We start from the raw sequence: 21,496 nt of genomic DNA, 5'->3' as shown, positions 1-21,496 counted from the left end.
TTGAAGCGCAGTGGAATCTGGAAAGACGCAAACCCGACCGGGATGGTCGCGGATTTCAAGCTGGTCTGGAAGCAGGCCGGACACAACCGCTGGCGCATCGCGGCGGTGTCGGCCGCCTGCACTTTCGGCGTTTTCTATCTGATGTTTACGCAGGAAGGCAGCGCCCCGCACCCGCCGCCGAAGGTCACCTGGATCTCCGTCCTCAAGGAACACCGCACCGACGCCGAGATCGAAGCGGAAAACATCGCCAACCAGAAAGCCAAGGAAGCTTACGCCCGCGAAATAGCGCGCCGCGACAAGGACGTACGCGAACTCTACAAGACGATCGGCCGCTATTCCGGCATGGACGTCGACAAGATCGCGCGCGAAGCCGACGCCGAGGAAGCCGCCAAGGCCAAGGCCGATCGCGAGCGGATCGAACAGAATCTGAAGGCAGGCGGCATCGCCAACCCCAAGCTGGCACCGGACGCCGCCCAGCAGTGAACGACAGGGGGGGGAGCGAAGACGCGCGCTGGCTCGCCGCCGCCGCGGCTCTCGCCGCGCGCGCCCGTCCGCTGAGCAGGCCGAATCCGGGCGTCGGCGCGATCATCGTGAAGGCCGGCCGCGTGATTGCGCGCGGCTGGACGCAAGCCGACGGCCGCCCTCACGCCGAAGCCATGGCGCTCGCCGCCGCCGGAGAGGCCGCGCACGGGGGCACCATCTACGTCACCCTCGAACCCTGCGCCCACAAGTCCGAGCGCGGCCCGGCCTGCGCCGACCTCGTCTCGCAGTCTGGCCTCGCCCGCGTGGTGATCGGCTGCATGGACCCCGATCCGCGCACCTCGGGCGCCGGAATCGCCCGCATCCACGCCGCTGGGATCGCGGCCGAATACCTGCCTTCGACGGCCTGCGAGCAGAGCCTTTCCGGCTATCTCACCACCAAGCGCCTCGGCCGTCCCGAGGTGACGCTCAAGCTCGCCCTGTCGCTCGACGGCTGCATCGCACTGGCGAGCGGCGAAAGCCAGTGGATCACCGGCGCCCAAGCCCGCGCCCACACCCACGCCATGCGCGCCCGTGCCGATGCGATCCTTGTCGGCGGCGGCACGTTGAGAGCCGACAATCCCCGCCTCGACGTGCGCCTGCCGGGGCTGGAGGATCGCAGCCCGCAGCGCTGGGTACTGACACGCGGCTCCGCTCCCGAAGGCTGGCATGCACTGCCTTCACCGGACGCCGTCGCCGGGATGGAGGGTGTGCTTCACCTCTTCGTCGAGGGCGGCGCCCATGCCGCGACGGCTTTCCTCGCGGCGGGGCTGGTCGACAGGCTGCTGATCTACCGCGCGCCGGTGCTGCTCGGCGGCAGGCCGGGCCTCGCCGACTTCGGCCTGTCCTCGCTGGCGCAGGCCCATGGCCGCTGGCGGATGATCAAGCGACGGCAGCTTGGCAGCGACACGCTGGAAGTCTACGACGCGCGAAATTCTCACGAAGGCTAGCTCATGTTCACCGGAATCGTCACTGCCGTCGGCACCATCCGCGAAGCCCGCAAGACCGGCGACCTGCGCGCCGTCATCGCCTGCCCCTTTGATCCCGCGGGCATCGCGATGGGCGCCTCGATCGCCTGCTCGGGCGTATGCCTGACCGTGGTGGACAAGGGCGGCGTGGCCGGCGACGCCTGGTTCGCGGTGGATATTTCGGCCGAATCCGTGGCCCGCACCGTCTCCGACCGCTGGCAGGAAGGCCGCCACCTGAACCTTGAGCCGGCACTGAAGCTGGGTGACGAACTGGGCGGTCACATCGTCACCGGCCACGTCGATGGCGTCGGCACCGTGGTCAGCATCGAGCCGGTCGGCGATTCGCGCCGCTTCGTCATCGCCGCGCCCAGGGAACTGGCCCCCTACCTCGCCCCCAAGGGTTCGATCACCGTCGATGGCATCTCCCTCACCGTCAACGAAGTGAGTGACGAACCGGACGGCACCTGCCACTTCGCCCTGAACATCATCCCCCACACGGCGGAAGTGACCACCATCGGCGCGATGCAAGCAGGGGACGGCGTAAATCTGGAGATCGACGTGCTGGCCCGCTATCTCCAGCGCATGCAGTCGCTGCGGAGCTGATCGGCCTGAAAGGCACGGCAGAGTCACCGCGTGTCGGTGACTCTGCGGGTTTCTCCCGATGATCCGGCGCCCTGCCACTAGGCTGGCGGCTACAGGATCATTTGGAGACAACGGCATGCATGGAGCCGCGCCGCAAGGCGGCTTGCTTCGGACCCGGACCAAGGCGCTCTACAGCTTTGGCAACGTCGGGAACCAGTTGTTCCGCGACGCGCCGATGATCCTCCTGCTTTACTACCTCACCAGCATCGTCGGCATTCCGCCAGCGATCGCGGGCGCGGCGATCTTCGTGCCCAAGGTCATCGTCGGCGCGCTCAGCGACTTCACCGTCGGCGTCGTTTCCGACCGCAACCTCCATCGCTTCGCGCGGCGAAACTGGCTGCTGGTCGGCGCAGTGCTGGCCCCCTTCGCGATGATCGCCACGTTCTTCGTGCCCAACGCCGGGATGAGCACCCAAGTCGGCTACGTCGTCGTCGCCTTCAGCTTCTACATGGTGACCTTCGCCAGCTTCTCCGTGCCGTTCCTTGCGCATTTCTCGGAAATCAGCAGCGATCCGCAGGAGCGCACGGTGCTGATGGCGTGGAAGCACGCCTGGACCGGCGCGGGACTGCTGCTCGGCTCGGCGCTGGTGCCATGGCTCATCCACGAACTGGGTGCCGATCGCGGCGCCTACGTCACCGGCGCGGCGCTGCTGGGCGGGATCACCGCGATCAGCCTCGTCACCGCCTGGAACGCGGTGCGCAAGGTGCAGGTCGTCACGCCTCTCGAGCGCGACCTCTCGCTGCGCGGCCTGCTGGCCACGCTGACCTTCCGCCCGTTCCGCGTCCTGTGCCTTTCCGCCGCCGCCATGACGGTGGCGGCAGGCACCTGCTCGGCGGCGATGGCGTTCTTCATCACCTACAACATGGGGCGGACCGACGCGCTGGTGCAGCTCGGCATCCTTGTCGCCATTGCGGGCTGCGTCGTCATGGCGGTCTCGCCGCTCTGGGTGGCGGCGGCGAAAGTGCTGGGCAAGCGCAACGCGTACCTCGTCGGCGCGCTCGGCCATGTGATCACGCTGATCGTCTGGTCCAATGCCGGCGCCGGGCCGATCTGGGTGACCTATGTGTGCTCGGGCTGCGTCGGGCTGTTCAACTCGGGCTGGGGCCTGATCGCGCTCTCGCTCCTCACCGACGCCATGGCGCAGGCCCGCGCGGAGACCGGGCGCGATACCGCCGGCTCGTTCGCCGCGATCTGGTCGATCATCGAGAAGGCCGGAATCGCGCTCGGCGGCACGCTGATCGCGAGTTCGATCCTGGCGATCGGCGGCTTCGATTCAGCCGCCGCCAAGCGCGGCATCGCCCAGAGCGCCGAGGCCATCGACGCGATCCGCTACGCCTTCGGAATCGTCCCGGCCGCGCTGATGTGCATTGCCGCGCTGATCATCTGGCGCTGAGTCCCCGCACGCGGAGGCGCAGCGCTGGCACACTAGCTATCGTGCTGCGCCGCCGCCACGATCGCACGGTTGAGGCGGGTCTGGCGCAGGGCGGCGGGGTGCAGCACGCTGCGGTTCGGCAGCCCCCTCACCGCCAGAGCGAACTCGCGAAGCTGCGTCGCGAAATAGTGCGTGATCCCGTCGTTGAAGAGCGCATCGTCATCCACCGGTGCTCGCTCGGGCATGACGACGGGCTCGTCGTCGATCCAGAGTTCATCGCCGTTCTCGACGCGCACGGTGGCGTTCTCGAAGTGCGCGACCTTGCGGTTCATCGTGCGCTTCTGGTTGTACGAAACGTGGATAGAGGCGAGCACGTCGTCAGGATAGCGCAGCAGGATCATCGCCTCGTCCTCTGCCGCCCAGTCGGGCTGGAAGCGCGCCGCCTCGACATGGATGCGCAGCGGATCGATCTCGCCGACGACGAGTTGCAGGAAATCGATCGCGTGCGGGGCGAACAGGGTAAGGACCAGTCCTTCCTCGCGCGTGCGGGTCGCCCACCAGGGCGCCTGCGGGCCGTCCCAAAACACGCACATCGAGATGCTGACCCCGCGCAGACGGCCGAACCCGGCGCGGCGGTCCTGCAGCGTACGGACCGCCTCGACATGGCGAAAGGTGTGCCCGGCAGCAAGGACCAGCCCGGTTTCGTCCGCCAGTGCAGCGATCCGCTCGGCATCGGCGACGGTTTCGGAGAACGGCTTCTCGACCAGCACGTTGCGCCCGGCGCGCAAGACCTGCTCCACCTGATCGGCGTGAAGCGCATTGGGCGTACACAGCACCACTGCTTCGACAGCATCCAGCGCCAGCGCCTCTTCCAGCGAGCAGCAGGCATGCTTAGCGCCATACTCGCCGGCGAATTCGGCAGCGCGAGCGGGATCGGGGTCGACCACCGCGACCAGCCGGGCATGCTCCGGGCTGCGGACGATCGCCTTGAGATGCAGCGGCGCGATCCGGCCGCAGCCGACGAGGGCGATCCCGATGGGTCGATCGATTGTCATGCAGGCTCCACGTAACGTCGGTCAGGAAAGACGTGACGAGGCCCATATCTTCACCCGCCGTCCATCACCGCCTGGGCGGTTGATCGACAGGCGGACGATACCCGGTCAGGCCAGCGGGCCTGCCGTGAAACTCTCGCGCGTGATTTCGAAGATGACGTGCTCGACCATCACGCCGCAGCGCTCGTAGCTGCGCGAACGGCCCTCGACCAGACGGCCGCCGATATTCGCCATCGCCTTGCGCGAGATGACGTTGTCCGCGCCCACCTGGAAGATGACACGCTCGAAATGCTGGAGTGCGTGCGCAAGCATCATGCGCTTGAATTCGGCGTTGTACCCGCCGCCCCAGTAGCGGCGTGCCAGGAACGTCCAGCCGATCTCGATTTCGCCGGGTTGCTCGACTTCGGGCGCTCCGTAGCGGGAGGAGCCGACGATTGCGCCGTTCTCCCGATCGAGGATCGCAAGGGCGCCGCCACCCGCCAGCGCCTCGTCGAAGAAGGCGCGGAACACCGGCTCCTGCCAACGATCGTGCGAGGGATGCACGGCCCAGATGTCGGGATCGGACGCGACTGCGAACAGCGCATCCCAATCCGCCTCGACCAAGGGCCGGAGCGTCAGCCGGTCCCCTTCGAGAACCGGCTCACGGTTCATGATCAGGCCGTCACGGCCGCGACGGCGGCGATGAACTGGTCGATGTTGCCGTCGGTCAGACCCGCAACGTTGATGCGGCCCGAAGCGGCAAAGTAGATACCGTATTCCGAACGCATCGCCTGCACCTGCTCCGGGGTGAAGGGGATGATCGAGAACAGGCCGTTCTGCGAACCCACTGGGGTCAGATCGACGCCGCCGGTCTTGCCGGCAGCCTGCAGCTTGGCGCGCACGCCGCGCATGCGCTCGCGCATTTCGTCGAGTTCGGCCAGCCACTGCGCGGTCAGCGCCTCGTCTTCGAGGATCACGCGAACCGCCGCGCCGCCGTGATCTGGCGGCTGCGACCAGTTGGCGCGCGCCAGCGAGTGACCGTTCGACATCACCTTGGCAAGATCGGCCGGATCGGCGACCATTGCGTAGAGCGCGCCGACGCGGTCACGATAGAGGCCGAAGTTCTTGTCGCACGAATAGCAGATCAGCGCTTCGGGCACCGATGCCAGAACGCGGCGCAGGCCGTAGGCATCTTCTTCCATGCCCTGGCCGAGGCCCTGGTAGGCAAGGTCGAGAACCGGCAGGATGGTCGAAGCGGCCAGCAGTCCGGCGATCTCGGACCACTCTGCACGGGTGTAGTCAATCCCTGTCGGGTTGTGGCAGCAGCCGTGCAGCAGGATGGCATCGCCTTCCTGCGCCGTGGCGATCGCGCCGCGCAGGGCGTCCATGTCGGCACCGGCCCCGGTCGCGTGGTTGAATTCGAGGACTTCGAGGCCGAGATCGGCGCAAATCTGGTTATGGTTCGGCCAGCTGGGCTTGCCGACGATGACGCGCTTGTAGCCCGCACGCTTCACCATCGCGAGCGCGAGGCGCAGCGAGCCGGTGCCGCCGGGGGTCTGCATGCCCTCGATCCGGCCGTCCATGGTCGGGTTGGCCTTGCCGAACACGTAGGGCATCAGCTTCTCGACGAAGCCCATGTCACCCTCGGGGCCAAGGTAGGCCTTGGAGTTCTGCTCCTCGACCAGTTTCTTCTCCGCCGCCTTGATCGCGGCGAAGACGGGCGTGTCGCCCTCCGCAGTCTTGTAGACGCCGACACCGAGGTCGATCTTGTCCGCACGCGGATCGTTGTTGTGGAGCTTGATCAGCGCAAGGAGCGCGTCAGCGGGCTGTTGCTTGAGATCGTTGAGCATGGCGGGCGGCCCTTAACCCCGCCCGCCGCTTGACGCAACCACCTAGTTGAAGGGCCGCGTCGATGCGCAATATCGTTGCGTCAGAAGGGCAGCCAACTCTGCTTTTCGGAGAACTTCATGTAGCCGATGTTGGCGCCCAGACGTAGTCCCGCGCCCGCGCGCACGGGAATCAGCACGGTGTTTCCGCGGCGCAGGTAGCTGACGGTAAAGCCGCCCACGAGATAAGCCTGGCCTTCGCCCGCGCCGAACCTGTGGAACAGGTCCTGGCTGTCGTAGAGGTTGTAGACGAGGACGAAGGCATTGCCTGCATTGGCTCCGGCATCGAAGCCGATCGACGGCCCGGTCCAGTAGACGGGACGTTCGCCCTCCACCTTGTGGTGAAGCGTGCCCGAGCCGTAGCGCAGGCCCACGGCGATGGCGCCGCCAGCCTCGCGGCCGATGATATAGGCGTTCGGCTCGCCCTGCTTGGCCAGCAGGTCCTTGATGATGTCCGCAAGACCCTTGGCGCCTTTGCCGAATACACCTTCGGCTGCGCCAATCAGGTCGTCCTCGCGGTAGGTCGAACCATTGTCCTGCGTCGCGACAGCAGGTGCGGCGGGATAAGTCGGCGCGGGCGTGGGAGCAGGATAGGCCGGCTGCCCGCCGTTCCAGTCGGTGGCGGGGGGCCCTTCAACAGGCGTGCCGTTACCAGGATCAGTTGCAGGCGGCACCGGCGAATAGGTCGTCCCCCGGTTGAGGTCGCTATCGATCGCAGCGTCGGGATCGACGGTGGTGACTTGCGCTAAGGCCGGCGCAACAGGCATGGCGAGCGCCATAAACGCCGCCGCCAACCCGATGACCGACCTGCGACGCGCGCCCCGGGCAGTGTGCGTGCGATCTTGCATAGAATGACCCTTCATGGCGTGATTACCTTGCGTTCTCCACGCCGATACTGGCGCTTCCACGTTCCCCGCGCCCCATGCACGGTCAAAACTGGTATCATCCCACAAGAATCCACCGCGCATGACCTAGCAATGAACGGACGACGACCCGAGTCGGTTTTGCGGCGGATTGAACTTGAAACATGCGCCGAAGCGAGTGCCGAATAAATCTGCATTCTGGCACTCTTGCCCCCTTGCCGCCCCCGAATGCTCCCGTTATAGGCACCGCTCCAAGCCGCACTCGGAGACGTGGGTGAGTGGCTGAAACCAGCGGTTTGCTAAACCGTCGTGCCCTTAAGGGGGCACCCCGGGTTCGAATCCCGGCGTCTCCGCCACCGGCTTGTATAGCCACATTCGCGACCATCCGATAAAGCCCTGAGAAATCAGGTCTTTCGGGTGCTTCGTGTCCACCCGCATTCATCCCTGTTCGCCTGCAACCGATTCGTCGTGTGGGAAAAAATGTGGGAAGATTTGTGGCATGGGTAAGCTGCCCGCAACCGTTGTAAGAAACGCCACCAAGCCAGGACGCCTGGGGGATGGTGATGGACTTTTTCTCATCATCCAACCCAGTGATACCAAGAGTTGGATGTGCCGGGTTCAGAAGGCTGGTAGCCGCCGCGACTTTGGCGCGGGCAGCGCGGCGAAGGTGTCGATCGCCCAGCCAAGGGAGCGCGCTCGGGAGATTCGGAGCTGGGTGGAGCTGGGCCTCGACCCCGTTTTCGAACGGCGTAAGGCCGAAGGCGTGCCTACCTTCAAGGAGGCCACTGCGGAAGTCCTAGCAGCCCAGCGCAAGACTTGGCGCAATGAGAAGCATGAAGGTCAGTGGCTTCGTACGCTGGAGACATATGTCTTCCCCAAACTAGGCAATGTCCAAGTCTCGGAAATCACCAGCCCATGATCCGCAATGTCCTGGCCGAAATCTGGCTATCCAAGCCTGAGACCGTACGGCGGGTCTGACAGCGTATTGGAGCGGTGCTCGACTGGGCCTTTGCCTCCGGCTTCCGAGAATCAGAGGCACCGATGCATCCGGTGACCAAAAGTCTGCCTAAGCAGCCGAAGAATGAGGGCCGTTTCGCAGCGATGCCCTATAATAATGTACCCGCTTTTGTTGCCAGCCTCAGGACACGAAAGTCATTCAGCCGGATGGCACTCGAGTTTGCAATCCTGTGCGCTTCACGATCGGGGGAGGTTGGCGGCGCGCGGTGGGAGGAATTTGATCTGGAGAACTGCCTCTGGACGGTGCCGAAGAAGCGAATGAAGGCCAACCGCGAGCATGTCATTCCCCTCACGCCGAGCGCAATTCGGATCATAGAAAGAGCAGCCGCCCTCAAACTGGGTGATTGCCCCCTCGTCTTCCCTGGAGCGAAACGGAACACCCCGCTGTTCGACATGACGTTGACGAAGCTTCTGCGTGAAATTAAGGAACCTTACACGGCACATGGTTTCAGGTCGGCATTTCGCGATTGGGTGAGCGAAGAGACTGAGCATCACGGCGAAGTGGCCGAGGCAGCACTTGCTCACGTTGCAAAAGACAAAACTGAAGCTGCGTATCGACGCGGAAACTTGCTCGAAAAGCGCCGATTGCTGATGAATGGCTGGTCAGCCTTTTGCGAGCCGCGCTGACGCACCTTGCCGCGAAGTCGATGTAGCGAACCGTCGCTTGCAGCGAGCGGCCTGACCTCGCCGGCAGCGAACTTTCCCCGTTCTCCAGCAGCCAAATCCACGCTCCCCAGTGCGGTCCGTCCGCCGATGCCTCTGAAGAGCGCCATTTCAGTCTCCCTTGCCAGTGGGCACGTTCACGCCTTTCAACAGAAGATAGCGCTTGATGCTGCGCGCGGCCTGTCGAATTCGCTGCTCGTTCTCGACAAGTGCGATGCGGACATATCCTTCACCCTGTTCGCCATAGCCGACCCCCGCTGCGACAGCCACTTTCGCCTGGGTCAACAGCTCCTTCGAGAATTCGAGGCTGCCCATGTGCCGAAGGGCGGGCGGTAGCGGCGCCCATGCGAACATCGATGCGCTTGGGCTTGGTATCTCCCATCCGCAGCGGGCGAAGCTGTCGACGAGCACGTCGCGTCGCCGATGATAGAGCCGGCGGTTCTTCTCGACAACGTCCTGCGGCCCATTGAGCGCCGCGACGGCGGCAGCCTGGATCGGCGTGAAAGCGCCATAATCGAGATAGGACTTCACCCGCGCCATAGCCGCGATCAGCCTTGGGTTCCCGACAGCGAAGCCGATCCGCCATCCTGCCATGCTGTAGGTCTTGGACAGACTGGTGAACTCGACGGCGACATCCTTCGCGCCCTTCGCCTGCATGATCGATACCGTCGGCTTGCCGTCATAGTACAGCTCCGAATAGGCAAGGTCGCTCAGAACCCACAGGTCGTTCTCCTTCGCGAATGCCACCAGGCGTTCGTAGAAAGCGAGGTCAACAGTCTCCGCCGTCGGGTTGGCGGGATAGTTCGTCACCAGCAGCTTCGGGCGGGGCACGGTGAAACGCATCGCGCGCTCGAGGCTCTCGAAATAGTGCTCGTCCGGCGTGGTCGGCACGCTTCTGATCGTCGCGCCTGCGATGATGAAGCCGAACGTGTGGATCGGATAGGAGGGATTGGGAGCGAGCACGACATCACCCGGCTCGGTGATCGCGGTGGCGAGGCTGGCCAGCCCCTCCTTCGATCCCATCGTGACGATCACCTCCGTCTCGGGATCAAGTTCGACGCCGAAGCGCCGGCCGTAATAATCGGCTTGTGCCCGACGCAGGCCAAGAATGCCCTTTGACTGGGAATAGCCATGGGCATCGGGCTTGCGCGTCACCTCGATCAGCTTCTCAATGACATGATCGGGCGGAGGCAGGTCTGGATTGCCCATGCCGAGATCGATGACATCTTGCCCGGCAGCGCGCGCGGCTGCCCGCATCGCGTTGGTTTCCGCGATTACGTAGGGAGGCAGGCGCTTCATGCGATAGAACTCTTCGGTCATGGCTATGTCTCGTGAATGGACAGATCAGGTATGGATCAGGAGAAGCGCTTCGCACCGGCCACGCAGAGGATGACGATCACGGTCGATGCGATCATCGTCCATGCGACAGGCTCTCCGAGAACCACGCCTGCGAGGAGCAGACCAAGGAAGGGCTGAAGGAGCTGGAGTTGTCCGACGCCGGCGATGCCGCCAACGGCAAGGCCGCGATACCAGAACACGAAACCCAGCATCATCGAGAAGACCGAAACATAAGCGAAGCCGGACCAGGCGCGCCACCCGATGTCGGCCCAGTTCGCCGGCACTGTCGTCATGGCGAAGACGATCATGACCGGTAGCGAGAGGAGCAGAGCCCAACTGATAACCTGCCATCCGCCAAGCCGGCGGGACAGCGCCGCACCTTCAGCATAGCCCAGTCCGCACAGCACAATGGACGCCACCATCAGCAGGTCGCCGGTCAACGAACCGGCTCCACTGTTGTACAAGGCGAAACCGGCCACCGCAGCAGCCCCGATTGTCGAGAAAAACCAGAAGGCAGGTTTGGGGCGTTCGCCACCGCGCAATACGCCGAAGATGGCGGTGGACAGCGGAAGCAATCCCACGAAGACAACCGAGTGTGCCGCTGTGATGTGCTGGAGAGCAAAACCGGTCAGAAGCGGGAAGCCGAGCACTACGCCGATCGAGACGATGCCGAGCGGCAGCAGGTCGGAGCGCGCGGGCCGTGCTTGCCGGAGTGCCATGAGGACGACCGCGCCAAGCAGCGCCGCGATGACGGCACGCCCCGACGTTACGAACAGCGGCGTGAAGTCCGCGACTGCGAGACGTGTCGCCGGCAGAGACCCGCTAAAGATGATGACGCCCAGGAGGCCGCTGCCCCAACCGGCTGTATTCCGTTCCATAACTCCTCGCTTTCGCGATCCGACTATTCGGAGAGGTCTGGCCAAGACAGAGACAATACAATACAAAAATTGGTAACTGTATGGATATTTTATACCATACAATCAAAAAGCGCATAGCGATGGGTCGGTTGCGCAGCGGAACCAGAACCGAAGAACTCATGGACGCAATCCGTGCGAAGATCGCAAGCCGTGCAATCGGTCCGGGGGATCGGCTGCCCTCCGTCCGAGGATTTGCTGAGACCATGTCCGTGTCTCCATCCACCGTGGTCGAGGCCTATGATCGACTGGCGGCCGAAGGGGTGATCAGTGCACGCCGAGGTTCGGGCTTCTATGTGACGGGAAGCAGCATCTCGCCGATGTCGGTTAGCGAAATGGGGCCACGCCGCGAGCGGGCCGTCGATCCGTTCTGGATTTCCCGCCAATCTCTCGACGCCGATGCTTCCATGGCCAAGCCAGGCTGTGGCTGGCTGCCAACGGACTGGATGCCCCATGCCGCACTCCGCAAGGCATTACGATCACTGGCACGCGGTGAGGATGCACTGCTGACCGAATATGGCAGCACACATGGTTCGCTGGCGCTGCGCCGCCTGCTTCTCGGTCGTTTCGCCGAAGAGGGCATCGACGTGAGCGCTGACCAGGTTCTGCTGACCGGATCCGGCACGCAGGCCATCGATCTGATCTGCCGCTTTCTGCTGCATCCCGGCGACACCGTGCTGGTCGACGACCCCGGCTATTTCAATTTCCAGGCGCTGCTGCGCGCGCACCGTGTGAAGCTGGTCGGTATTCCATTCACGTCCACCGGTCCGGACACCGCGGCATTCGAAGCGGCGCTGATTGCGCATAAGCCAAGGCTCTACATTACCAACTCCGCGCTCCACAATCCAACGGGGGCAAGCATTTCGTATCAAACGGCGCACCGCCTGCTGAGCGCTGCCGGAGCCCATGACCTCACGATCGTGGAAGACGATATCTTCGCCGATTTCGAACCATCGCCGTCGCCGCGTCTCGCGGTCCTCGACGGACTCGACCGGGTGATCCGCATAGGGAGCTTCTCCAAGACCCTCTCCGCGGCCGTGCGCTGTGGTTATATCGCGGCGCGTCGCGACTGGATCGAGGGATTGATTGATCTTCAGGTTGCGACGAGCTTCGGTGGACCTAGCCCAGTGGCAACAGAATTGATCGCCGATGTGCTGGCGGGTGGTAGCTATCGAAAGCATATGGCCGAACTGCGCCAGCGTTTGGCGCAAGCGCGGGACCATACTGCCGCACGTTTGGCGAAGTTGGGAATCATGCCATGGATCATGCCGCGAGGTGGTTTCTATCTATGGTGCCGCCTACCAGATGGCCTCGATTCCGCGGACATCGCCAGACACTGCCTGGAGGCTGGCGTTGTGCTAGCACCTGGCAACGTGTTCAGCGTGTCTCAGTCTGCGGCGCCGTTCATGCGCTTCAACGTGGCGCAATCGGACGATCACCGGGTCGAGCACGCTCTCATTCAAGCATTAGATCAATCAGTCCGACGGGAATGAAACCGCGTGAGCGGCTCGGTCGTTGGAACCTGCCATTCGCATTCTTATCGCGAACGGCAGGTTCATCCCAAGCCCAGCCCATCGCTGCCGCCCCTTAGGAGACGCTCAGAGCCAGAGTTCGGCTCCCCAGGTGCAGACCTTCCGCTCTTCTGGCAGCTCGCGACCAATAAAGGTCATCCTGAAAGAATTTTGTCGCTTCCCGTACTTTCCGCCACGTCAATCGACCTCGACGCGGGCGCCTCAGGATGGCCGGCGTCATGGGGCCGATCTTCGTGGCGGGATCTTGCGGATCGCGATTTTCAGGTCGCGCGCGGCGCCCACGAACTTCGCCGTGAAGGCTTCGGCTATGGGCCGCTCGAGGATGAAGCGCTTGGCCACGAGACAGACCTGACCCGTGTTCTGGAAGCGGAATCGCCGACCTCTTCAGGGTTCTGGTAGGGGCAGCGCGCGATCAGCGCGTCGGTGGCGGGGTCGCGCGATACGGCTTCGGATGCAAAGATCTGGGCGGGGTTGGTCAGTGTGTCGAACATCGTGGGCTCCTAAGAACGGAAGCGGGGCTGCAACGGCTGTCAGAAATTCTGGCGAGTGGGGCGGATGACGATGGCGTTGATGTCGACATCGGCGGGTTGCTCGATCGCATAGGCAATGGCACGCGCGACCGAACTGCCCGGGATCGCCTGCCGGTAGCCCTGGCTGAGCGGCTCGATCTGCGTGCCTTCGCTGACCATGAAGCCTGCGCCGGCGCGCTGGGCATAGTAGCGGGCCATCAGCGCGGTCGGCACGTCTCCGGGCTGGGCGGCGCGCTGGTGGTCTGGGGCGGCAGCACGATGCGGTTGCGCAAGGTGTGCTGGCCGAGCGGGACGGGGGTGAACAGGGCGGGGTGGCGGGTCATCATGATCTCCTCGGAGTGCGTGGATCAGCCGGCGCCTTTTGGCAGGCGCGCGGCATGGCTCCTTCCGGTCCGGCGGCGCGGAACGAAGGTGGCGGTCTGCTGCCGTCTCGTGTGGGATGGTGGCGGGTTTAGCGCCCTGGTTGCAGGCGGTGCGGCAACCCGAAGCGCCATGTCTGCGCCAGAAGTCCGATCATCTGAATTTCCTCTGCGTAGAAGGGCTGCGCGAGCAGCGCGGCGCCGATCCAGTGCTTCAGGTTGCGCATCGGGGCCTCCTCAGGCCGAAACGGGATCGAGGACGAAGGCGGTCCGCTCGGCAAGATCGCTGATCGCGGCCAGATAGGCCTGGAAGTGCGGGGTCGCGCGATGCGCGGCAACCGCGTCCGAGCCGGTGTAGAGCTCGTCCAGAACGAAGCGCGTGGGCTCGCTCTGATCCTGCCAGAGATCATAGCGCAAGTTGCCGGCTTCGGCCCGGCTCGGCGCGAGCATGCCCTCGAGCAGGGTACGGAGCTGGTCGGCAGCGCCGGGACGAGCGGTCAGGACGGCGACGATCTTCACAGGGTTGGTCATATGGGTAATCCTTGATGAATGGGTGCGCGTGGTGGCGCGCATCCGCAGCGCGCCACCTGTCATGCGCGTGCTCATGCGGCCGTCTGCGGGCCGCCGAGCGCCTCGATCATGGCCTTCGCGACTGCGTGGTCGGAGGCCGGGTTCTGGCCGGTGATCAGTTCGCGATCCACGACCACGTTGGCAACGAAATCTTCAGGAGCCGCCGAAACCTCGCCGCTGGCCAGCCGCAGGGCCTTGGGCATGTCGAAGTACAGTTCGCCCTTCAGCAGGTGCTCTTCGGCGATCTTCTCCTCGCTCGCCGAGAAAACCGTCATGCGATAACCCGCATAGATCCAACCCTTAGCGAGGTCGGTCGCCCTAGCGTCATCGCCCTCGATCAGGGCGGCCCTGTACGCTGCCGGGTCGGCCAGGGCGGCGACCACCGCGACGGGACCATGGCAGAGCAGCCCGGTCGGCTTGGCCGCCGCATGGAAGTGGCGCAGAATGGCGCCCGCCTCGCAGTCCTGCATCAGATCAACCGCCGGAGCATGGCCGCCCGGGACAAAGACGCCTGCAAATTCGTCCAGACCCTGTCCGATGACCGAGGCGAGGGTGTGGACCTCGTTCATGGCGGGGTCCTCGGCAAAGAAGTGCCGTGCGCGCTCATACGCGGCTTGGTCGCCCCCGAAATGCTGCACCGTATCCGATGCTTCGTCGATGTGCGGCTTGGTGCCGTCGGGCGTAGCGAGCACGACATCGTAGCCGGCCTCGATCAGCGCCATCGCGGGCACCACTGTCTCGTTCAGGTACTGGCCAATCGTGGCAGAGCCGCCGCCGCGCAGCTCGATCTGCGTGGCGTTGGATCCGAGGAAGAGCACTTTCGCATTGGTCATCTGAGTCTCCATTGTCTCACCGCATTTGCTGCGGACGAGTGAAAGGTGGCCCTATTCGACATATTCCAGAAGTTTATTATTCTGATTTCAGTTATACGCTCTAGAGTATGTCTGTATGCGATACGACCTCAACCTGCTCCCTATCTTTGTTGCCCTGATGGAAGAGCGGAGCGTGACGCGCGCGGCCGAGCGCGTCGGGATGACGCAGCCGGCGCTGTCCAACGCGCTCTCGCGGCTGCGCCTGATGCTGCAGGATCAGCTTTTCATCCGCGAGCGTTACGGGATCCAGCCCACCGCCGTCGCGCTGGAACTCGCGCCCGCGATCGCCGATGCGCTGGCGAAGCTCGATGATGCTGTACTGGGCCAGCAGGGCTTCGATCCCGCCAAGGCCGAGCGGGTTTTCACGATAGCGCCCAATGGTTATGTCGAGTTCGTGCTTGTCCCCGCCATCGTCGCCCGGCTCCAGCAGGTGGCGCCCTGCATCAAGCTGCGGCTGACACCCTATGGCAACGATCTGGTCGAGACCGGTGTCGTATCAGGCACCACTGCGCTGGTGCTCGGCCGCATCGTCGATCCTCCCGACAATCTCGTCGTCCAGCATCTGATGGACGAGAGCCTTGCCTGTGCCGTGCGGGCGGACCATCCCACCGTGGGCGACGCGATGACGCGCGAGCAGTTCGAGGCGCTCAAGCACGTCAACATCATACCGCCGGGGCGAATGCGCGCGGGCCTGTTCCAGGCGCTCGCGCAGCAGCAGCTCAAGCGCGAGGTGGCGATTTCGGTGACCAACTTCTTCGCGGTCGCTGAGATGGTGGCCGTCACCGACTATTGCGCGACACTGCCGTCACTGATTTGCCGGCGACTACGACAGGATTCCCGCTTGAAAATTCTTACCGCGCCGGTGGATCTAGGTACGTTTCCCGTCGAAATGGCCTGGCATGTGCGATACCGACAGGATCCGGCGCACCGCTGGCTGCGGGGGCTGGTCGCGGAGATCGTGCGGGAACTGTCGGCTTCGGATTGATTGCGCCGAGCGTGCCACTTCCAACCTTTTTAAAGGGACCGCCGATCGTGCGAGTGTCGGCTCTTCGCCGAAGCCGACACTCGCCGACCAAGGCGAAAATGACGGCACTGCCCCACGATGCCGCCTACGCAATCGACCCAACGCAGATACTAGGCTTTCATTTCGAAACTCCAAAGTGCCAACCGTCAGCTATATCTCGCGGCTGTCGCTCGGAATTGTGCAATGGCGCCATCGGCAGGAGCCGCTCGCTGTGAGGGCAGCGGAGCTTTGTTCTCTGGCGTATGATCCCGAACATTCTCTCTGTCCCGATGTCGCACCCGATGTCTCGCCAAGGGGGACATAAGATGCGGACGGTTCGCAATGCTCGGAGAGCGGAACCTATGTTGCAAGCGACGACGAGCAGCGAGTGCTGTCGATCCAGTCTTTGGCGCTCTCCAAGCGCGTCATTGCCCCTGAAACGATGCGGATCACAGCTGGGCAAGTATCGTCGCCCCGCATCGAACCGAACTACGCCTCGCCCTCAAATCGCCATAGCCATCTGCGGCATTGCCCTTAACCGCTCCACGTCGCGGACAGGTGGGGCGCCGAAGAGGCGACGATATTCGCGGCTGAACTGGGAAGGACTGTCATAGCCAACGCGGAAGCCCGCCTCTGCCGCATCAAGCCGGCCGGCTAGCATCAGCGCCCGCGCTTCCTGCAACCGCAACTGCTTTTGATATTGCAGCGGAGTCATGGCGGTGGCGCGGCGGAAATGATCATGGAAGCTCGACAGGCTCATGCCGGCAAGGGCGGCAAGATGTGGTCCGCTGAATGGTTCGCGGAAATGGGTCTTGAGCCAGGCGATCGCTTTGGCCAGCTGGCTGGTGCGGCTTTCGCCGCTCGCTATCGCGCGCAGGATGCCCGCGCCCGGCCCGGTCATCAGCCGCACCAGCAATTCCCGCTCGATAAGCGGCGCGAGCAGCGGCGCGTTCGCCGGATCGCCGAGCAGCGCCGTCAACCGCGTCGCCGCGTCAATCAGTTCAGGTGTCATCGGATGCAGCGTCATCCCGCCCCTCTCCTCCGTGCCTGCCGGCAGAGGCGGCAGGGTTAACGCGATCTCCGACAACAGGGCGGGGTCGAGATAGAGGCAGAAGCAGAGATAAGGCGCGTCCGCGCTCGCCTGCGTCACAGCGCCTGTGATGGGCAGGTCGAGTGAGGCGACGAGATAGCTGGCAGGGCCATAGTTGATCACCGCATCGCCCAGCAGCACGCGCTTGCTGCCCTGCGCGATGATGCACAGCGCCGGACGCTGCACCATATGCACCGACTCGCCACCCCGGCCCGAGCGGACCAGCGTGAGCCGAGCGATGGGCGTCTCGATGATACCGTCTCGCTCGGCGTATCGGGCAATCTGCTGAGCCAGTTCTTGATGCGCCATCAGCGCCTCTCCTAAAGCAGTCGGTACGATCAGCCTACACGGCTGATAGAGACCGATCCAGCGCGGCGCTATAAATCTGGAATATCGTGCAATCAACCCGGATGACCGTTCTACCTCCTTCCGACCAGATAGCGCCATCTAAGGGGCATCGGATCGATGGTTCGGTCTGTCTGAACGGGAGTGACTATCATGGCCATAGAGGACAAGGTCATCGCGATTACCGGCGCCAGCAGCGGCATCGGCGAAGGCACGGCGCGGCTCCTGGCGGCGCGCGGCGCGAAGCTGATGCTGGGCGCACGCCGCACCGACCGGCTCGCAGCGCTGGCGGAGGAGTTGAACGCAGCGGGAGGCACAGTCGCCTTCCGGTCACTCGATGTCACCGACCGCGGCGATTTCGAGGCGTTCATCGCCGCGACCGAAGCCGAATATGGCCGCGTTGATGTGCTGGTCAACAATGCGGGGCTGATGCCGCTGTCGCGCTTCGACAGCCTGAAGGTTGACGAATGGGACCGTATGATCGACGTCAACATCCGCGGTGTCCTGCACGGCATAGCCGCCGCCCTCCCCCGCTTCAAAAGCCAGGGCAGCGGCCAGTTCGTCAACATTTCTTCGATCGGTGGCTATGCCGTGTGGCCGACCTGCGGCGTCTACAGCGCGACAAAATATGCAGTGCGCGCCATCTCGGAGGCGCTGCGCATGGAGCATGACGACATTCGCGTCACCATCATCGCGCCGGGCGTCGTGGAATCGGAACTGGCCCACACGATCACCGATCCGGTCGCGGCGCAGGCCATGGTCGATTTCCGCTCCATCGCGCTCACCCCGGACGCGATCGCGCGCGCCATCGCCTATGCAGTGGAGCAGCCGGCGGATGTGGACGTTAATACGTTGATCGTCCGGCCGGTTCGCTCAACAATCTGACGAGGATGGGGGGCATGCGCATATTGCCCCGATAACCCGGCAGCAGCCAAGGTCCTATGCGCTCCTGAATTTCTCGAAGCCTCTAGAGGATAAAGGCGGCCAAACGGTGCAACCTCTCGAATTATTAATACAAAGCTGACTGCCCAAAATGGCGCTCGATCTGGCGCTCGCCCTTGTCCGAACCGCCCCTTCTCGGACTCTCAGCGGTCACTTTTCGTTATCCAGTTGCGGACGTGCAGCTTCCCCTTTTCTGAAGGCCCAAGACTGCCCGTAAGGAACTTCGAGTTTAAAGCCCGGACGTTTGGCGGTGTGACCAATGAGGGCAATTGCGAGGTGGAGCAAGATGTTCGCAACTGCCCTCAGGTCAGCGCGATCAGAAGCGGAAGCTGCTGGTCACCATGACGCTCTGGGTGTCGAACTTGTCGCCACGATTGATGCTGGCTCCGCCCGAAGGGGTAATGCGGAAGGGATTGGTCGCAGGCGCCGTGCCGGCACCGACATCGACACGGTAATCGCCGGCATTGTAGCGGGTATAGAGATAGCGCGCACCGATCGAGAAGTTCTGCGCGACCTTGGCTTCAACGCCGCCACCGACGTTCCAGCCCCAGGCATCTTCCTTGCGGTTCACTTCCGTAAAGCTGTTCGCCCCGTTGCTGGTGGTGAAGCTGTTGCTCACCTTGGCGTAGGACAGGCCGCCCGTCACATAGGGCATGATGCCGCTGCGCGTTGTCACGCCGAGCCGGGCACGCAGATTGCCGTTCCAGTCGATCTGACGGCGCATGGTGTAGTAGGCAGGCGTCGTCGAATATTCGCTCACGGCATCGTCGATGTACGTCTTGCCCGCTTCGGCGACCACGCCCGCGACGATGCTGCCGAACTGCCGGTCGTACCCGACATGGCCCATCCAGCTCAGCGCATCCTTGTCGCCCCGGCAGCCGCTGGCCGGTGTCGAACCACGCGCTGCGCCGCCGCACGTGCCTGGTGAGAACGCGTTTGCGCCGGTGGTCGTCGTGACCGTGTCGTTGAAGGTGCCGTCGGCATTGGTGTCGAAGCGAAGATGCTCGTTGTTGTCGCTCTTCTGGAACGTGTAGCCGATCGAGCCGCCGACATACGGGCCGCTCCAGTCCACCGCGTCCCCGTCCTGCGCAAAAGCTGGCGCGGTAAGAGCGAGCGCCATCACGCCCAACGGCGCAAAGTACAGTGCCCTCATGGAAATCCTCCTTATCAGACGGCCAACTCAGCCGCTGTCGGAAGGGCAAACTGCGAGGGCCAAAGTTTGGTTGCGCCGGCTTACCATGACGTTTTGTTGCCCATGTGCCATTGTGTGCACAGCCGATGGCACGCCTCAGCCGAACGTGAATGCGTAGGCCTGAACGCCCGGGTCGAGGAACTCGATCGCGAAAGTCCGCTCCGCCATGCCGCCTTGCATCCTGACCAGCTGGTAGAGCCGCTGGCTCTCGACCGCTCCGTTACCGCTGGCATCGACGTCGGCGCCATGGTCGGCTCCGGGGGCCTTGCCGTCGATGGTCACGCGGAACCGTACCCGCTGCCCCGACCGGGTCGGGCCGAGCACAAGGTGCAGGTCGCGCGCATAAAAGCGATAGACGATGCGGCCTCCGGCGGCCTCGAGCGAAGCCTGTTCGCGCCCGACCGTCCATGTGCCGCCGAGTGCCCAGTCGTCCCTGCGCGGTGATGCAGGGACCGCGTAGTCGTGACGAGTATCGCGCACGAGACCGCCCGGCGAGACGAACCGTTGCGCCTTTCCATAGCCGAGATAGGTTTCCGGCGATCGCGCCTTGCCCTGCCCCGCAGCGGCTCCGGTTCCGGTCGCCGACACGGTGACGGTCCCGGAATTACCCACCGCGTTTCCATTCTCTGCCAGCAAGCGCTGGATCACCCTCTCCGACTGCGCATAATCGCCTTCGCCGAAATGGTGGTAACGGATGCGGCCCTTGCCATCGATGAAGTAGTGGGCGGGCCAGTAGCGGTTGCGGAACGCGCGCCAGACGGCATGGTCGTTATCGATCGCGACCGGATAGGCGATGTCGAGGTCGTGCACCGCCTTGCGGACATTGGCGGGGTCCTTCTCGAACGCGAACTCGGGCGTGTGGACGCCGATGACGACCAGCCCCTGGTCCCGGTACTTCTCCGCCCAGGCCCGCACGTAGGGCAGCGAGCGCAGGCAGTTGATGCAGCTGTAGGTCCAGAAATCGACCAGAACGACTTTCCCGCGCAGCAACTGCGGGGTCAGCGGCGGCGAGTTGATCCACTCACCGGCCCCAGCGAGCGAGGGGACCGGGCCTTCGTCGGCCAGTCGTCCGCCTTTGCCCATCGCAGCTGAAGGCATGGCATCATCCGGATGGAACCGGTCGAGCAGGCCCTGCTCGAAACGCGTGGTGCCTGACAGCGAGAGCCGCGTCAGCAGTCCGGTATCCAGCCCCAGCGCGATCGCGGCGACGCCGATCAGCACGGCGACGCCCAGAACCTTGCGGATCCGCTCGCCCACGCCGATCGAGCGCTTCATCGCGGCGAAGACCTTGCCGCCCACCAGCAAGGCCAGAGCCAGCGAAGTCGCGGCGCCTGCCGCGTAAGCCAGCAACAGCAGGCTCGTATGCGCGCTTGCGCCCTGCAGCGCGGCTCCGGTGAGGACGAGCCCCAGCACGGGCCCCGCGCAAGGCGCCCACAGCAGGCCGGTGGCGACGCCCAGCAGGAGCGAGGCAAAGAAACTCGATGCGCCGTGATCCGCCCGGTCAGCGGATTGGGATAGCCTTCCGCCCAACGCCACCAGCGGACGCGTCGCCCGGTCGGCAAGCGCGGGATACAGCAGCAGCAGCCCGAAGGCGGCAAGCACGACAAGCGCCGCGATCCGGCCATAGGCATTCGCCTGGACCGCCCATCCTCCCCCGACCGCCGCCAGCGTCGCTACGGCGGCAAAGGTCATCGCCATGCCCAGCAGCAACGGCAGGCCGCTACGCAGGAACGGCCTGTCGGCGCGCGCGAAGACGAAAGGCAGCACAGGCAGGATGCATGGGCTGATGATCGTCAGCACACCGCCCAGGTAAGCCAGCAGAAAAAGGATCATTGGTATCGCCGCCTT

23 protein-coding genes, 1 tRNA gene and 1 pseudogene are annotated in these 21,496 nt (G+C 64.3%); 10 read left to right on the top strand and 15 right to left on the bottom strand.

The window, feature by feature from the left end:
- The first annotated feature begins 42 nt into the window (after positions 1-42).
- The 4 genes from PKE80_RS21930 to PKE80_RS21915 all read left to right on the top strand — a co-directional run bounded on the left by PKE80_RS21930 (position 43) and on the right by PKE80_RS21915 (position 3,522).
- Entirely contained in the window at positions 43-483 is a 441-nt protein-coding gene (locus tag PKE80_RS21930) for a hypothetical protein (RefSeq protein WP_271184344.1), read from the top strand.
- Positions 480-1,469: a bifunctional diaminohydroxyphosphoribosylaminopyrimidine deaminase/5-amino-6-(5-phosphoribosylamino)uracil reductase RibD gene (gene ribD / locus PKE80_RS21925; protein WP_271184343.1), complete on the top strand. Its 990-nt coding sequence runs from the start codon at positions 480-482 to the stop codon at positions 1,467-1,469. The genes PKE80_RS21930 and ribD overlap by 4 nt, the downstream gene beginning before the upstream one ends.
- Before the next feature lie 3 nt (positions 1,470-1,472).
- Positions 1,473-2,090: a riboflavin synthase gene (locus tag PKE80_RS21920; protein WP_271184342.1), complete on the top strand. Its 618-nt coding sequence runs from the start codon at positions 1,473-1,475 to the stop codon at positions 2,088-2,090.
- Between the two features lie 142 nt (positions 2,091-2,232).
- Positions 2,233-3,522, top strand: coding sequence for an MFS transporter (locus PKE80_RS21915; RefSeq protein ID WP_271184341.1), 1,290 nt, complete (start codon positions 2,233-2,235; stop codon positions 3,520-3,522).
- A 32-nt stretch (positions 3,523-3,554) separates the two neighbouring features.
- Here PKE80_RS21915 and PKE80_RS21910 read toward each other — a convergent pair whose 3' ends face one another.
- From PKE80_RS21910 to PKE80_RS21895, 4 genes are all read right to left on the bottom strand, one after another.
- The gene (locus PKE80_RS21910; protein WP_271184340.1) at positions 3,555-4,556 is read right to left on the bottom strand and encodes a Gfo/Idh/MocA family protein; all 1,002 of its coding nucleotides are present in this window, start codon (positions 4,554-4,556) and stop codon (positions 3,555-3,557) included.
- A 105-nt stretch (positions 4,557-4,661) separates the two neighbouring features.
- Positions 4,662-5,204, bottom strand: coding sequence for a GNAT family N-acetyltransferase (locus PKE80_RS21905; RefSeq protein WP_271184339.1), 543 nt, complete (start codon positions 5,202-5,204; stop codon positions 4,662-4,664).
- A 2-nt stretch (positions 5,205-5,206) separates the two neighbouring features.
- Positions 5,207-6,382 carry an amino acid aminotransferase gene (locus PKE80_RS21900; RefSeq protein WP_271184338.1) on the bottom strand — a complete coding sequence of 392 codons (1,176 nt, stop codon included), beginning with the start codon at positions 6,380-6,382 and terminating at the stop codon, positions 5,207-5,209.
- Between the two features lie 80 nt (positions 6,383-6,462).
- On the bottom strand, positions 6,463-7,185 hold the full coding sequence (locus PKE80_RS21895; protein WP_285022159.1) for a DUF1134 domain-containing protein: 723 nt from the start codon (positions 7,183-7,185) through the stop codon (positions 6,463-6,465).
- A 360-nt stretch (positions 7,186-7,545) separates the two neighbouring features.
- On the opposite strand from PKE80_RS21895, the gene PKE80_RS21890 reads away from it, so the two are divergent.
- The 3 genes from PKE80_RS21890 (at position 7,546) to PKE80_RS21880 (ending at position 8,925) form a co-directional block, all read left to right on the top strand.
- A tRNA-Ser gene (locus PKE80_RS21890) sits at positions 7,546-7,637 on the top strand.
- A 143-nt stretch (positions 7,638-7,780) separates the two neighbouring features.
- Positions 7,781-8,200 carry an Arm DNA-binding domain-containing protein gene (locus tag PKE80_RS21885; RefSeq protein WP_271184336.1) on the top strand — a complete coding sequence of 140 codons (420 nt, stop codon included), beginning with the start codon at positions 7,781-7,783 and terminating at the stop codon, positions 8,198-8,200.
- A 122-nt stretch (positions 8,201-8,322) separates the two neighbouring features.
- On the top strand, positions 8,323-8,925 hold the full coding sequence (locus tag PKE80_RS21880) for a tyrosine-type recombinase/integrase (RefSeq protein WP_271184335.1): 603 nt from the start codon (positions 8,323-8,325) through the stop codon (positions 8,923-8,925).
- 147 nt (positions 8,926-9,072) lie between these two features.
- On the opposite strand, the gene PKE80_RS21875 is transcribed toward PKE80_RS21880, so the two are convergent.
- Both PKE80_RS21875 and PKE80_RS21870 read right to left on the bottom strand, forming a co-directional pair.
- Complete coding sequence (locus tag PKE80_RS21875) at positions 9,073-10,281, bottom strand: LL-diaminopimelate aminotransferase (RefSeq protein WP_271184334.1); 1,209 nt, start codon at positions 10,279-10,281, stop codon at positions 9,073-9,075.
- 35 nt (positions 10,282-10,316) lie between these two features.
- Complete coding sequence (locus PKE80_RS21870; RefSeq protein ID WP_271184333.1) at positions 10,317-11,177, bottom strand: DMT family transporter; 861 nt, start codon at positions 11,175-11,177, stop codon at positions 10,317-10,319.
- An 80-nt stretch (positions 11,178-11,257) separates the two neighbouring features.
- Here PKE80_RS21870 and PKE80_RS21865 point away from each other — a divergent pair, with 80 nt between their 5' ends.
- Complete coding sequence (locus PKE80_RS21865; protein WP_309299003.1) at positions 11,258-12,706, top strand: aminotransferase-like domain-containing protein; 1,449 nt, start codon at positions 11,258-11,260, stop codon at positions 12,704-12,706.
- A gap of 255 nt (positions 12,707-12,961) precedes the next feature.
- Here PKE80_RS21865 and PKE80_RS21860 read toward each other — a convergent pair.
- The 6 genes and pseudogenes from PKE80_RS21860 to PKE80_RS21835 all read right to left on the bottom strand — a co-directional run.
- Positions 12,962-13,102, bottom strand: a pseudogene (locus tag PKE80_RS21860) (hypothetical protein); the annotation flags it as partial.
- A gap of 173 nt (positions 13,103-13,275) precedes the next feature.
- The gene (locus PKE80_RS25405) at positions 13,276-13,473 is read right to left on the bottom strand and encodes a hypothetical protein (RefSeq protein ID WP_271184332.1); all 198 of its coding nucleotides are present in this window, start codon (positions 13,471-13,473) and stop codon (positions 13,276-13,278) included.
- The gene (locus tag PKE80_RS21850) at positions 13,473-13,598 is read right to left on the bottom strand and encodes a hypothetical protein (protein WP_271184331.1); all 126 of its coding nucleotides are present in this window, start codon (positions 13,596-13,598) and stop codon (positions 13,473-13,475) included. The genes PKE80_RS25405 and PKE80_RS21850 overlap by 1 nt, the downstream gene beginning before the upstream one ends.
- 128 nt (positions 13,599-13,726) lie before the next feature.
- Complete coding sequence (locus PKE80_RS21845; protein WP_271184330.1) at positions 13,727-13,861, bottom strand: hypothetical protein; 135 nt, start codon at positions 13,859-13,861, stop codon at positions 13,727-13,729.
- A gap of 10 nt (positions 13,862-13,871) precedes the next feature.
- Entirely contained in the window at positions 13,872-14,165 is a 294-nt protein-coding gene (locus PKE80_RS21840) for a putative quinol monooxygenase (protein ID WP_271184329.1), read from the bottom strand.
- A gap of 71 nt (positions 14,166-14,236) precedes the next feature.
- Complete coding sequence (locus PKE80_RS21835) at positions 14,237-15,037, bottom strand: type 1 glutamine amidotransferase domain-containing protein (protein ID WP_271184328.1); 801 nt, start codon at positions 15,035-15,037, stop codon at positions 14,237-14,239.
- Between the two features lie 115 nt (positions 15,038-15,152).
- Between PKE80_RS21835 and PKE80_RS21830 the strand changes: the two genes are divergently transcribed.
- Positions 15,153-16,061 (top strand): LysR family transcriptional regulator, encoded by a 909-nt coding sequence (locus PKE80_RS21830; protein WP_271184327.1) that lies wholly within the window; start codon positions 15,153-15,155, stop codon positions 16,059-16,061.
- A 520-nt stretch (positions 16,062-16,581) separates the two neighbouring features.
- On the opposite strand, the gene PKE80_RS21825 is transcribed toward PKE80_RS21830, so the two are convergent.
- Complete coding sequence (locus PKE80_RS21825) at positions 16,582-17,478, bottom strand: AraC family transcriptional regulator (RefSeq protein WP_271184326.1); 897 nt, start codon at positions 17,476-17,478, stop codon at positions 16,582-16,584.
- A 189-nt stretch (positions 17,479-17,667) separates the two neighbouring features.
- Between PKE80_RS21825 and PKE80_RS21820 the strand changes: the two genes are divergently transcribed.
- Positions 17,668-18,399 (top strand): SDR family oxidoreductase, encoded by a 732-nt coding sequence (locus tag PKE80_RS21820; RefSeq protein ID WP_271184325.1) that lies wholly within the window; start codon positions 17,668-17,670, stop codon positions 18,397-18,399.
- 373 nt (positions 18,400-18,772) lie between these two features.
- Here PKE80_RS21820 and PKE80_RS21815 read toward each other — a convergent pair whose 3' ends face one another.
- Together PKE80_RS21815 and PKE80_RS21810 are read right to left on the bottom strand one after the other, a co-directional pair.
- Entirely contained in the window at positions 18,773-19,609 is an 837-nt protein-coding gene (locus tag PKE80_RS21815; RefSeq protein WP_271184324.1) for an outer membrane protein, read from the bottom strand.
- A gap of 135 nt (positions 19,610-19,744) precedes the next feature.
- Positions 19,745-21,481 (bottom strand): cytochrome c biogenesis protein DipZ, encoded by a 1,737-nt coding sequence (locus PKE80_RS21810; protein ID WP_271184323.1) that lies wholly within the window; start codon positions 21,479-21,481, stop codon positions 19,745-19,747.
- Positions 21,482-21,496: the final 15 nt, after the last annotated feature.

It is taken from the genome of Novosphingobium resinovorum (assembly GCF_027922145.1).
GTDB lineage: Bacteria > Pseudomonadota > Alphaproteobacteria > Sphingomonadales > Sphingomonadaceae > Novosphingobium > Novosphingobium resinovorum.
Note: the sequence above shows the minus strand (reverse complement) of the source record. Positions and strands in the feature narration are given on the sequence as shown.